This window comes from Serratia sp. GW822-FHT06E05, assembly GCF_058799445.1.
Genome location: NZ_JBXALM010000010.1, coordinates 82,673 through 95,168 on the forward strand (window position 1 = coordinate 82,673; position 12,496 = coordinate 95,168).

General features: G+C 56.2%; 11 protein-coding genes. 2 read left to right on the forward strand and 9 right to left on the reverse strand.

Annotated features, from left to right (window positions below; all coding sequences use genetic code 11):
• Nucleotides 1–86 precede the first annotated feature (86 nt).
• The 9 genes from recC to rppH all read right to left on the reverse strand — a co-directional run bounded on the left by recC (nucleotide 87) and on the right by rppH (nucleotide 10,211).
• Nucleotides 87–3,458: an exodeoxyribonuclease V subunit gamma gene (gene recC / locus AC1RKC_RS20115; protein ID WP_493092747.1), complete on the reverse strand. Its 3,372-nt coding sequence runs from the start codon at nucleotides 3,456–3,458 to the stop codon at nucleotides 87–89.
• A gap of 33 nt (nucleotides 3,459–3,491) precedes the next feature.
• Entirely contained in the window at nucleotides 3,492–3,866 is a 375-nt protein-coding gene (locus AC1RKC_RS20120; protein ID WP_048760808.1) for a prepilin-type N-terminal cleavage/methylation domain-containing protein, read from the reverse strand.
• A complete protein-coding gene (locus AC1RKC_RS20125; protein ID WP_493092746.1) occupies nucleotides 3,856–4,302 on the reverse strand; it encodes a YgdB family protein in 447 nt (148 codons plus the stop codon). Before AC1RKC_RS20125 ends, AC1RKC_RS20120 begins: the two co-directional genes overlap by 11 nt.
• Nucleotides 4,299–4,877 carry a prepilin peptidase-dependent protein gene (locus AC1RKC_RS20130; protein WP_048760803.1) on the reverse strand — a complete coding sequence of 193 codons (579 nt, stop codon included), beginning with the start codon at nucleotides 4,875–4,877 and terminating at the stop codon, nucleotides 4,299–4,301. Before AC1RKC_RS20130 ends, AC1RKC_RS20125 begins: the two co-directional genes overlap by 4 nt.
• Nucleotides 4,865–5,371 (reverse strand): prepilin peptidase-dependent protein, encoded by a 507-nt coding sequence (locus tag AC1RKC_RS20135; protein WP_046372755.1) that lies wholly within the window; start codon nucleotides 5,369–5,371, stop codon nucleotides 4,865–4,867. The genes AC1RKC_RS20130 and AC1RKC_RS20135 overlap by 13 nt, the downstream gene beginning before the upstream one ends.
• A 188-nt stretch (nucleotides 5,372–5,559) precedes the next feature.
• The gene (gene thyA / locus AC1RKC_RS20140) at nucleotides 5,560–6,354 is read right to left on the reverse strand and encodes a thymidylate synthase (protein ID WP_020828397.1); all 795 of its coding nucleotides are present in this window, start codon (nucleotides 6,352–6,354) and stop codon (nucleotides 5,560–5,562) included.
• A 7-nt stretch (nucleotides 6,355–6,361) separates the two neighbouring features.
• A complete protein-coding gene (gene lgt, locus AC1RKC_RS20145) occupies nucleotides 6,362–7,234 on the reverse strand; it encodes a prolipoprotein diacylglyceryl transferase (RefSeq protein ID WP_020828398.1) in 873 nt (290 codons plus the stop codon).
• A 190-nt stretch (nucleotides 7,235–7,424) separates the two neighbouring features.
• Nucleotides 7,425–9,671 (reverse strand): phosphoenolpyruvate--protein phosphotransferase, encoded by a 2,247-nt coding sequence (gene ptsP / locus AC1RKC_RS20150; protein ID WP_020828399.1) that lies wholly within the window; start codon nucleotides 9,669–9,671, stop codon nucleotides 7,425–7,427.
• Nucleotides 9,672–9,683: 12 nt separating this feature from the next.
• Nucleotides 9,684–10,211: an RNA pyrophosphohydrolase gene (gene rppH, locus AC1RKC_RS20155; RefSeq protein WP_012146527.1), complete on the reverse strand. Its 528-nt coding sequence runs from the start codon at nucleotides 10,209–10,211 to the stop codon at nucleotides 9,684–9,686.
• A 696-nt stretch (nucleotides 10,212–10,907) separates the two neighbouring features.
• Between rppH and mutH the strand changes: the two genes are divergently transcribed.
• Nucleotides 10,908–11,594: a DNA mismatch repair endonuclease MutH gene (gene mutH, locus AC1RKC_RS20160; RefSeq protein WP_046372754.1), complete on the forward strand. Its 687-nt coding sequence runs from the start codon at nucleotides 10,908–10,910 to the stop codon at nucleotides 11,592–11,594.
• 95 nt (nucleotides 11,595–11,689) lie between these two features.
• Nucleotides 11,690–12,406: a TerC family protein gene (locus AC1RKC_RS20165; RefSeq protein ID WP_020828401.1), complete on the forward strand. Its 717-nt coding sequence runs from the start codon at nucleotides 11,690–11,692 to the stop codon at nucleotides 12,404–12,406.
• Nucleotides 12,407–12,496 lie beyond the last annotated feature (90 nt).

Sequence of the window (12,496 nt, forward strand, 5' to 3'; positions counted from 1 at the left end):
ATGTAAGACCGGAGCTGACCCCGATAGTTGAATATAACCCTAATTATTTTTACCACCTCCCGGCAATCAGTACCACCGGGGGATTGTTACCCAAGGTTATGTCGCGCAACCGGCAGCAGGTAACGTTCTGTTTCGGCCAGAATTTGCGCTAAAGAAGGATTATCCAACTGCCGGAATACCCGCTGCACATAAGGGTCTTCGCCTTCTCCCGGAATGCGCTGATCGCCCTGCCAGGTCTGCAGCAGCTTGGCTCGAGCCTTGATTTGCACCTCTTCATCCCAGTCAATCTGCTGCGTTTCCTGCTGGTAACATTGGCTTAGCCAAGCCCAGCCGCTTTTGTTCAGCAACAGCAACGGCTGACACAGACCACGCTGATAACCGGCCACCAATTCGGCCAGTTGCTCATGGGCATCCTCTGCGCTCAGGGCGGCAAAACGCCAGGCTGCCCCTTTGCGACCGTAAATACGGCTTTCCCCTGTGCCACCGGCGCAGCAGTACACCAGATGCTCCAGCCACAGCAATATCCCATCGACGGCCGACAGGGTGGATGGCCGCCAACGTAACAGCCCGTCTTCCTGAACCTGATGCAACCAGCCGCTAATGCGCACGCCGGCAATGTCGATATCCAGTTCAAGACTGTGCCCTTCGCTACGCTCTGCCCGCACCTGCTCAGCCAGTTCAGCCATCTCTTCCTGCTGCTTCTGCCAATAAATTTCACCGAATGGGCCAAAGGGTAATCCGCCGGCGGCACGAACTCGCTGAAACAGGCGCGTGGCGTCCTCACCGTCAATCAGGGTATTCAACAGTTGGCTGTTGAACTGATAACGGCTGAGATTATCCAGGGTAAAGGGCTCTTCATCCGGCAGTTCGGTTTCTTCCAGAATGAAGCTGACCCCCAGACGGAGTTGGAAGAAGGCGCGGATAGGGTGGCGATAGAATCGCAGCAAGTCATCCAGCAAGATCTGGGTTTGTGCTTCCGGCAGCAGAGGCTGATTGAACGGTGGATGAGCAGCCCCTTTTCCGTCGGCGGCCGGCAGCCATTCCGCGGCGTAGCTCTGATCTTCGGTACCGGGCAGGAAATTCTCGGCGGCAAACGGCATGCGCGAGTGCCAGTTAAGCAAGTGCTCACCCACGCGTTTTGCACTGCCATCGGCGTCCAACGCTTCATCCCCCGGCAGGCAGTAGCTCTGTTCAAGGTATTCCAGCAGCTCGGTCACCAACACCGAAGGGTAACGTTCGCTGTTATCCTGAATGGAACGGCCAATAAAGCTGATATACAGCCGTTGCTGCGCCGACAGTATCGCCTCCAGGAATAGATAGCGGTCATCATCACGGCGGCTACGATCGCCACGCTTGACCTGCTGTGCCATCAGATCAAAGCCTAACGGCGGCAATGTACGCGGATAAACACCGTCGTTCATGCCCAGCAGGCACACCACTTTAAACGGGATGGAACGCATCGGCATCAGGGTGCAGAAATTGATTTGCCCGGCCAGGAAACGCTGGCTGATCCGCTCCTGATCGAGGCGTGACGCCAGTTCATCACGCAGGATGGATAGTGGCACCTCATCGGGATAACGGGCCGCCAACCCGAACTCGAACAGCTTGTTCCACTGCTGCTCAATCAGCGCCAGCACCACTTCGGTTTCGCCGTCCTGCTCAAAGAAGGTCTCCAGCAGTTGGCGGCACAGCGGCTGCCATTCCGGCAGCGTACGCAGTTGCCCCAGTCGTTGCCGCCAGCGGCTCAACGCCGCCAGCAGCTCAGCTAGCTGCCCAGCCAGCTCGGCGACCAATCCGCTCGATTCGTCGTAGGGCAAGACCCCCTGCCAGTCACCGGCATTGCTGTCCATGGCGTAACCCAACAGCATACGCGTAATGCCAAATTGCCAGGTGTGCTGTCCAGTGGCGGGCAAATCCAGTTCGCGCACGTTGTCGTCATCCAGGCCCCAGCGTACGCCGGATTCCCCGACCCAATGGCGCAACAGACGCAGGCCCTCTTCCCGGATGGAGAATCGCGCCGCCAGTGCGGGAACCTCCAGCAGTGCCAGCACCTGCTCTGAGGTAAAACGGCTCTGCGGCAGATCCAACAGCGAGATAAAAGCCTGCAGCGCCGGGTGGGCCTGGCTGGCTTTGCGGTCAGAAATGGCAAACGGCAGGTAGCGTTCTGGGGAGGCATTGCCGAATACCGCCTGGATATAAGGCGTGTAATTGTCGATGTCCGCCACCATCACAATAATGTCGCGCGGCGTCAGCTCAGGGTCATCCGCCAACATGCTCAATAACTGATCGTGCAGCACCTCAACTTCACGCTGCGGGCTGTGGCAAGCGTGCAGGCTGATGGAGCGATCGGCAGGATCCAGTCGTCGTTTGGTGGCGCTGCTTTCCAGCGTTTCCGGCGTGGTGCCGATAACCGCACTGTTCTTCAGCTCCAACATATCGTACTGAATGCCATGCAACAGATTGTCCGCAGGGATATCGACAAATGCGAAAACTTCCTGCGCAGATTCGATCTGCGAAAGCAAAAAGTGGTGGTCGCGTCCCAACTTGCCCCATGAGGCCAACAGCGGGTTCGGCAGGTCTTGCTCACCGGCTTCATTAAACAGTGCGGCGGCATTTTCAGGATCTTTGAATAACGCATATTCGGTTTGATCCTGATAATGGCGTCGTTTGCGGCTCTGCAATTTCGCCAGAAATGATTGACTCTGAATATCTCCCCAGTAGTAGCGGCAAGGGTTAGTGAACATCAGGTGGACGTCAATGTGCCTGCCCAGCGCCTGGAGGGCCTCCAGATAGACCGGCGGCAATGCCGAAATGCCGCAGATAAAGACCCGTGGCGGCAATCCCGCCGGGGGCTGCTGTGCCTTTTCCAGCTCGTTGATAAAACGGCGATACAGGTTGGCGCGATGCCATTCCGGCTGCCCCAATTCCGCGGTGTACTCTACCAGGCACGCCCACAGCGGGGCCTGCCATTGCTGCGCTTCCGCCAGTCCGTCAACGCGTTCGCCCTTCTGCCAGCTTTCCAGCCATTGCGGGCGATACACCAGGTATTGGTCAAACAGGTCAGCCACCCGACCGGCCAGCTGGTGAATTTTACGTTTGTCATCGTCGTCGGTGAGGTAATGCTGCAGTGGAGCAAATTCAGGCTGGGTGAGTAAATCGGGCAGCAGCCACATCAGCTTCCAGGTCATGGCGTCTTTGCTGAAGGCGCTCTCTTTCGGGATACCCGGTAACACCCGGGTAAACATGTCCCAGATGAAGGTAGCCGGCAGGGGGAAAGCAATGTTGGCGGCGATGCCGAACTGCTCCGCCAGTTGCATCTGCAGCCACTGCGCCATACCGGGGCTCTGCACCAGCACCACTTCCTGTTGGAAAGGATCGGCCAAGGGCTCTCTGGCTATCAAAATGCTGGTCAGCGTTTTTAACACGTCCAACTGATTGGAGTGATAAACCTTAAACATTGGGCGCTCCCTTAAAACAAAATATGTGCCAGCTCACTGGCGCATGCAGTACCAACGACTGAGTTCCGCCCACTGCTGTTGGGGCGTTTGTATTCTTACCACTAACCGCTGACAGGCAGGCTGTGGGCTGCTCAAGCTGGTCTCACGCCGCCAGCCGGGTGCCAGTGGCGGCAGCCCGGCATCCATGCGACCGGTAGCGGCGAACACTTCCAGATGCTGGTGCGCCAACGACCACGCCTGTCGATACTGCCACTGACGCTGGAACGACTGCAACAGCACCTGATGATACTGTAACAACCCCAGTAGCGACACCGCGAACAGCAACGCGGCAATCAAGACCTCCGGCAAGCTGAAGCCCCGCTGGCGCCATAAGGTTGCGTCAGATGCATCAGTTGGGTTAATCCTCACAGTCCGCCTGCTTTTTTTCAGGGCAAAAATCCAGCCACCCGCCGGTTTCTGCTCTGAGCGCAATCTCTCCGGTTGCGCCCTCAGGTTTGCTCCGTTGATATAACCGCAAAGGCTCTGCGCCATTCATCGGTGCTTCACCACGCACCAGGACAATACCCGCCTGGGAGGATAATTTTGCGCAGGCGCGTAGCGCGTCGGCTTGCCGGCACCACCAGCCATTGACGCTCAATTGCCCGCGAGGCCAAGTCTGGGCCACACCCCAACTGAGCGCGGAAGCGGCCTGATTGTAAGCCCGTAAATAGCGCTTCTCGTCGGTCGCCAATAACAAAGCGCTATCCAATTGCCGGTGCTGGGCATTCAACAGCATCAGCCCCATCACCAACAGCATCATTACGGCCGCCAGGGTACTGCCGCCTCGTTCGACACTAATGTTCATGGCAGAGAAGCCATATTGACCGCCCAGACCAGGCTGCGCCGTATACCGTCGTCCGCTTTCGCACGGCCGCTCAGCGCCAGCGTAGCCCAGGTTTTTCCGTTTTCACCCAGGTTGGTCTTTACGCTGAAGGCTTCGATACGCACTTCGTCGTTATCGATCAGACGTTCCCAGCCACCGCCCCGACAATGATTAATACCCCGCTGCCCTTCCAACATCCCCTGGCGCAGGCGATAACCGAAATAGTCGGCATCGGCGCCGAAAGCCTCCCAATGGCCGTTACGACTGATGTCATAGGCGATAATCACGCAACTGCCCGCCGCTTCTCCAGGAAGGTGGCTAAGCAGTATTGGTTGCCCACGGCACTGACCGGCGCAAAACCCCGCACGGCGCAGATCTTTCTCGATGCCGAAGGCCAATTGCCGCAGTACCGACTCCAGCCGGTAGTGCCTGCCGACATCGACGCTGTGTTGACGTAAAACCGGATAGGTTTTGGCGGCAGCAAGCGCAATCAGGCTGCCGAACGTCAGCGCCAACATCACCTCCGGCAGCGTAAAACCCCGCTCTAAGGCTGACATAGCGCAACCCCCCTGATGCTCACCCCTTCGCTGCACAGTCGCAGTCGCCCCTTGGCAGAAAGCACCAACCTCAGGCTGCCTGCACCGTTGCTAAGCACAATATGCCCTGCCTGCGCATTATTGCGCAGGCCATAAAACCCCATCTCTTTTTGGGTATGGCCTGTCAGCCGCACATCAGGGTAATGCGGCTTGAAGATGTCATCGTCGAGTGCAGCGCAATTCGCAGGCGTTTGACCTTCACCGATACACCAGGTCGTTCCGGGTTTAATCCCCAGCAGCGCCGTGCGGTTGTGCCAGTTGGCATCAGCCTGCAACCGGTTGAGAAAAGCCAGCAGTTGTTGTGCAGTGTGTTCCAACCGCAAAGCCTGCTGATAATGACGCCAGTGGCTGACACCCCAGCCCGTCAGCAGACCCGCCAGGGTAATCACCACCAGCAGTTCTATCAGCGTCATGCCGCGCTGGCCATCGGGGTTAAAATTCATCTCGTCGTTCATGGCGGCCAGTGTAATCAGGCCCGCAACAGGGTAAAGGGGGGCTTTTTGGCCTTGAAGCGCACCGCGCAGGCTTTCTATGCAACTGGTGAACAAGCACAACAAAATGCGATGCAGTGCGCAGAGAGGGGCGGCAGAAAAAAATAAGGGCGCAACCTGTGCGCCCTTGGGGGTAACTTATGCGGAGAAAATCAGATAGCAACCGGTGCTTTGATTGGGGGATGCGGATCGTACCCTTCGATTTCAAAGTCTTCGAAACGGTAATCGAACAGCGATGCCGGTTTGCGTTTGATCAAAAGCGTTGGCAAGGCACGCGGTTCACGGGTCAGCTGCAGCTGGGTTTGTTCCATATGGTTGCTGTACAGGTGGGTATCGCCGCCTGTCCAGACGAAATCACCCACTTCCAGATCGCATTGCTGCGCCATCATATGCACCAACAGCGCGTAGCTGGCAATGTTGAACGGCAGGCCGAGGAACACATCGCACGAGCGCTGGTACAGCTGACAGGATAATTTTCCGTCCGCCACGTAGAACTGGAAGAACGCATGGCATGGCGCCAGCGCCATCTGGTCCAATTCACCCACGTTCCAGGCCGAGACTATGATGCGGCGTGAATCCGGATCCTGTTTCAGCTGGTTCAGCACCGTGGTCAACTGGTCGATCTGACGGCCGTCTGCGGCTCCCCATGCACGCCACTGTTTGCCGTACACCGGGCCAAGGTCGCCGTTCTCGTCGGCCCACTCGTCCCAGATACTGACCTTGTTTTCCTTCAGGTAAGCCACGTTGGTGTCGCCGTTCAGGAACCACAACAGTTCATGGATGATCGAACGCAGGTGACATTTTTTGGTGGTCACTAACGGGAAGCCTTCCTGCAAATTGAAACGCATCTGGTGGCCGAAAATCGACAGCGTGCCAGTGCCGGTACGGTCGGCTTTAGGGGTGCCCTCGGCGAGCACTTTGTTCATCAAATCCAGATACTGTTTCATTTGTTCCTCACGACAGTTGTTGCTGCGGGCGGCGACGATACGCCCAAATCATCATAATAATACCGGCCACCACCATAGGAACGGACAGGATCTGCCCCATGCTGATTACGCCGTCGAACAGGCCGAGCTGGGCATCCGGCTGACGGAAAGCTTCGACGATAATGCGGAATACGCCATAACCAATCAGGAACAGGCCGGAAACGGCGCCCATCGGCCGCGGTTTGCGAATAAACAGGTTCAGAATGATAAACAGCACCACGCCTTCCAGCAGCAGTTCATACAGCTGGGACGGGTGGCGCGGCAGCACGCCGTATTGATTCAGGATCGGCAGCAGTTGCGGATCGGCGGCGGCAAGCGCTACGTCTTCCGCGCGTGAACTTGGGAACAGCATCGCCCATGGCGTATCGGTGGTAACACGGCCCCAGAGTTCGCCGTTGATAAAGTTGCCCAAGCGGCCGGCACCCAGGCCGAAGGGGATCAACGGGGCAATAAAATCAGAAACCTGGAAGAAGGTGCGTTTGGTACGACGAGCGAACCAGAACATCACCAGAATAACCCCCATCAGGCCGCCGTGGAACGACATACCGCCATCCCAGACTTTGAACAGATAGAGCGGGTTATCCAGGAACAGCGGCAGGTTGTAGAACAACACATAGCCAACGCGGCCACCGACGAACACACCGAGGAAACCGGCATACAGCAGGTTCTCTACTTCATCCTTGGTCCAGCCGCTGCCCGGTTTGTTGGCACGGCGCACCGCCAGCCACATGGCAAAAACGAAGCCAACCAGGTACATCAGACCGTACCAATGCAGAGAGACCGGACCGATAGAGAAAATCACCGGATCAAATTTAGGAAACGCCAGATAGCTATTGGTCATCTATCACCACAACATGTCTATTATTCTTCCCCATCCGGGGGCGGCAGGTGCCAAACGCGGTGAAACGCAGCAGGAGCACTTTTTCCGTTGCTTTCAACACAGTGAGGAGGCGGATAATAGCATAAGCTTAAGCGTCTCCGGACTGGACTGCTGGGAAAAGTTCTGTAAAAAAATCAGTCAGCCTGCGGCGTTACTTGCCACCGCGGATTAACCCGCCCATGCCGCGCCGCTCCATAAACGCCGCCACCTGATGGCGCACCTCAGTGGTCATTTGAGCACTGAGTACACGCTGCGCCAGCACTTCGGCGTCGGAGAGCTCAATATGCCGCAGCAGATATTTGATCCGCGCCACGCTACGTCCGTTCATGCTCAGGTTGCGGTAGCCCATGCCCACCAGCAGCAAAGCCCCCATGGGATCGCCGGCCAGTTCACCGCACAACCCCACCGGCAGCCCGACGGCCTGGGCCTGAACGACAATCATCTTGAGCACCTGCAGCATGGAAGGATGCAGGCTGTCGTATAGCGAAGCCACTCGGGTATTGTTGCGATCCACCGCCAACAGGTACTGAGTCAGGTCGTTGGTACCGACCGAAATAAACTCCACCCGCCCGGCCAGATGCGGGATCAGGAAGATCATCGACGGCACTTCAAGCATTACGCCAAGTTTGGGTTTGGGAATTTCATACCCCAGCACTTCTTCTACTTCCCGCCCAGCGCGGTCGATCAGGCGTCGGGCCTCGTCGATCTCTTCCAGACTGGTGATCATCGGCAGCAAAATGCCCAGATTGCCGGTACCGGCATTGGCACGCAGCATGGCGCGCACCTGGATCAGGAAGATTTCCGGCTGATCCAGGGTGATGCGGATACCGCGCCAACCCAGACAGGGGTTTTCTTCGCTGATAGGCATATAAGGCAGCTGCTTATCGGCGCCGATATCCAGCGTGCGCAGCGTCACCGGCTTGTTCGGATAGAGCTGCAACATACCCTGATATTGGGCGACCTGTTCCTCTTCGGAAGGGAAGCCACTCTGCAGCATAAATGGAATTTCGGTACGGTAGAGGCCGACGCCATCGACGCGCCCTCCCAGCAATTGCTCGTGTTCCGGGCTAAGACCGGCGTTGAGCATCACCTGCACTCGCTCGCCGCTTTTGAGCTGAGCCGGCTGTTCGACATCGTCTTCCGCCAATCGGCTTAATTCCAGCTCTTCGCTGATCAGCCGCTGGTATTCCTGCACCAGCACCGGCTCAGGATCAACCAGCAGCTCGCCGCGATAGCCATCGACAATCAGCAGGCGCTGGCTGAGCAATGCAGGCTGGATATCCGCCCCCATCACCGTCGGCACACCCATCGCCCGCACCAAAATAGCCGCGTGTGAGTTGGCGGCACCGTCGCGGACCACCACGCCGACCAGCCTGTCCTGTGGCATTTCGGCCAACAGGGTAGCGGTCAGTTCATCGGCTACCAGCACAAAACGCGCCGGCCACTGGGTTGCGCCCTGAGTGGTATCGTCGAGGTGGAATAAAAGACGCTGACCGAGCGCGCGCAGATCGCTGGCGCGCTCGCGCATGTAGGTGTCTTGCAGGCTGGCGAACTGGGCGGCAAAGACTTCGATCACCTGTTTCACCGCCCATTCGGCCACGGAGCCGGCATCGATCTCGGCGAAGAGTTCGCGCTTGAGACGGGCGTCGTTCAGCAGGTGAGAGTAAAGATCGAAAATCGCCGCGCTCTCTTTTTGCGAGCTGGCGGCAAAGCGCTTGCTGAAACGGCGGAATTCCGCCCCGGCTTCTTCCAGCGCCTGGGTCAGGCGTTCACGTTCGCTGGCGGTATCGAGCGTTGAGGCCTTGTAAACCTGATCGAGTGACGGCTGGCTGCTGTCCTGCCAACCTTCAGCCACTGCCACGCCTGGCGATGCCGCCAGCGCACGAATGCGCGTCTGGCGATACTGGCCAAAAAGAGCGTTAAGCTGCGATTGGGATAGGATACCGGCCATTTGCGTGGCCAGCGTCACCATAAAAGACTCTTCGCTTTCGTCGAACTGGCGCAGCTCACGCTGCTGAACCACCAATACGCCCAGCAGTTGGCGGCGATGAATGATCGGCACGCCGAGGAAGGATCGGAACCGATCCTCCTTCACCTGGGGAATATATTTGAAGCTGGGGTGGCTCTGCGCGTCCGCCAGGTTAATCGGCTCCGCACGGCGCCCAACCAGGCCGACGATGCCTTCATCAAAGGCCAGTGCGATAGTGCGCCCACGCGGTTTTTTTAACCCGCGTGTCGCCATCAGGTAATAACAGCGGCGGTCATTGTCTGCCAGATAGATGGAACAGACTTCCGTATCCATTGCCAGACAGGTTTCATTGACCAAAAGATCCAGCGCATCAGTCAGGCTGGCCGCCGCGGCCACCTTCTCAACAATTTCTCGCAAGCGCGTGAGCATAGTCGGCTTAACTTAACCTCTCTTCCGGCGATAAGCGGGGGTCTGCCGCTGCGCTGCCTGCTCCTGCATCGGCATCACGGTGACGGCGAATTCTTTCATCACCCGGCGGTAAACGTCGCGTTTGAACGACACCACCTGGCGCACCGGATACCAAAAGCTCACCCAGCGCCAGCCGTCAAACTCCGGCGTGCTGCTGCGTTGCATATTGATATCAGCGTCATTGCACATTAACTGCAAAAGAAACCATTTCTGCTTTTGGCCGATACAAACCGGCTTTGTGTCCCAACGCACCAAACGTTTTGGCAATTTATAGCGCAACCAGTTGCGGGTTGAGGCCAGGATACGCACATCCTTTTTGCTCAGCCCCACTTCTTCGAACAGCTCACGGTACATTGCCTGTTCTGCGGTTTCACCGGGGTTGATCCCCCCTTGGGGAAACTGCCAGGAGTGTTGACCGTAACGGCGAGCCCACAGGACTTGCCCCTGACGATTACAGATTACGATACCAACATTCGGGCGGTAGCCATCATCATCGATCACCGGACTACCTCGATAAGCTTAAATTCGCATAGATACCCTGATTGTTTCACACAAGCTACAGGCGGTAAACCACTGCTTTGCGGCGGTGCAGACCGGATAACATTGGGATAACTCACAGATAATGGCAAAGTTATAAACATGCGAAGCCGTTTACACGCGGTTTTATTCACTTTTTCTGTGGATAGGTGTGTGAAGAACTCAAGGGATAAGCCGGTAAAACTCCGGCGAACTCAAAATCACCATAAAAACAAAAACAAAAATATATCACTAAAAACATAAAGTTATCTATTTATCAACAACCCTACACAGAGTAAAAATGTGATCTATATCCGTTTAGGATCTTACCCTGGCGAAAGATCCACCAACGTCGTTTTTATCCACAGATTATCCGTGTGAGTTACGCACAAAACGGACAATTTCGCAAAAAAAAACCTGAGTCAAGGCTGTAAATCGAACCAGTGATCGGTAAAAATTTGGGTTATCCCATAAATCTGTGGATAAATAGGTGTAAGATCCTGTTTATTGTCGGTGGCTTCAGGTGCACAAGCGTCGCCCTGAATTTTTCCTCCGTCATGTAGCGGGAAAAAAGTCATGGAAAATCATGCTACTATTATTCTTTTCCCCAGACCTTACCCACCAAGGTTCGCTGTGTACAAATACAGTACATTTTTCAACCAAATCTAGCAGGTTCGCATTATGGCGTTTTTATCTCCTCTGCCCCCTCCTCCAGAAAATGAACAGCAACTGTTTGAACGGGCGCAGCAGCTTGCCGGCTGTCAGTTGGGAGAACTGGCGACACGTGCGCAGTTGCCTATTCCCAAAGACCTGAAGCGGGATAAAGGATGGGTTGGCATGCTGCTGGAGCAGTATCTTGGCGCCATGGCCGGCAGCAAGCCGGAACAGGATTTTCCCGAGTTGGGCATCGAGCTGAAAACCATCCCGATAGACGCCGCCGGCAAGCCGCTGGAAACCACTTTCGTCTGCGTAGCGCCCTTGACCGGCAACAGCGGCGTCACCTGGGCCAGCAGCCACGTACGCCATAAGCTGGCGCGGGTGCTGTGGATCCCGGTGGAAGGCGAGCGGCAGATTCCGCTGGCACAGCGGCGCATAGGTTCACCACTGTTGTGGAGCCCGAACGAAGAAGAAGAAGAGATGCTGCGCCGCGACTGGGAAGAACTGATGGATTTGATTGTGCTTGGCCACGTAGAACGGATCACCGCACGACACGGTGAAGTGCTGCAACTACGCCCCAAGGCGGCCAACAGTAAAGCCCTGACCGAAGCCATCGGCGAACAAGGTCAGCCGATCCTCACATTACCGCGCGGTTTCTATTTGAAAAAAAGTTTCACCGCCGCGCTGCTGGCAAGACATTTCTTAATCTGATCGCTTTTGTTTAGGCTGTGTTTAGCTAACAGTGTCGCCGTATCAATAAACGCGTATAATTCAGCCTTTGCTTTTTATTAAGGTGTGGCTAGGCAATGTTCGAATGGATTATGGATCCCAATGCCTGGTTAGCGTTAGGTACGCTGACCATTCTTGAGATCATTCTGGGTATTGATAACATTATTTTCCTTTCCCTGGTGGTGTCTAAACTGCCGAAAGCCCAGCAGAACAAGGCGCGTCGCATCGGGCTGGCCGGCGCAATGTTAATGCGTCTGGGGCTGTTGGCCTCTATCGCCTGGGTGATCCGTCTGACCCATCCGCTGTTTACCATCATGGATCACAGCGTTTCGGCTCGCGATCTGATCCTGCTGCTGGGCGGGCTGTTCCTGATTTGGAAAGCCAGTAAAGAGATCCATGAAACCATCGAAGGGTCGGACGAAGAGCACCACACTAAAGTGCACGGCTTCTTCGGTGCCATCGTGCAGATCATGCTGCTGGATATCATTTTCAGCCTGGATTCAGTGATCACCGCGGTAGGCCTGTCCGATCATCTGTTTATCATGATGGCAGCAGTAGTGATTGCCGTGGGCGTTATGATGTTTGCCGCCCGGCCGATTGGCGAGTTCGTTAACCGTCACCCTTCGGTGAAAATGCTGGCGCTGGCATTCTTGATCCTGGTGGGCTTCACCCTGATGCTGGAAAGCTTCCAGGTGCATGTACCTAAAGGCTACATCTACTTTGCGATGTTCTTCTCGATGTCGGTAGAAGCGCTCAATCTGATGCGCAGCAAGAAAAAACCCGCCTCTGAGTAATCCCCCAACGGGAGCGAGCGTAAGCCGCTCCCGTTAATATTTTTGTATCCCCCGCACAGTTTCAATGTCACTTTCTCTTACAGAGATAAG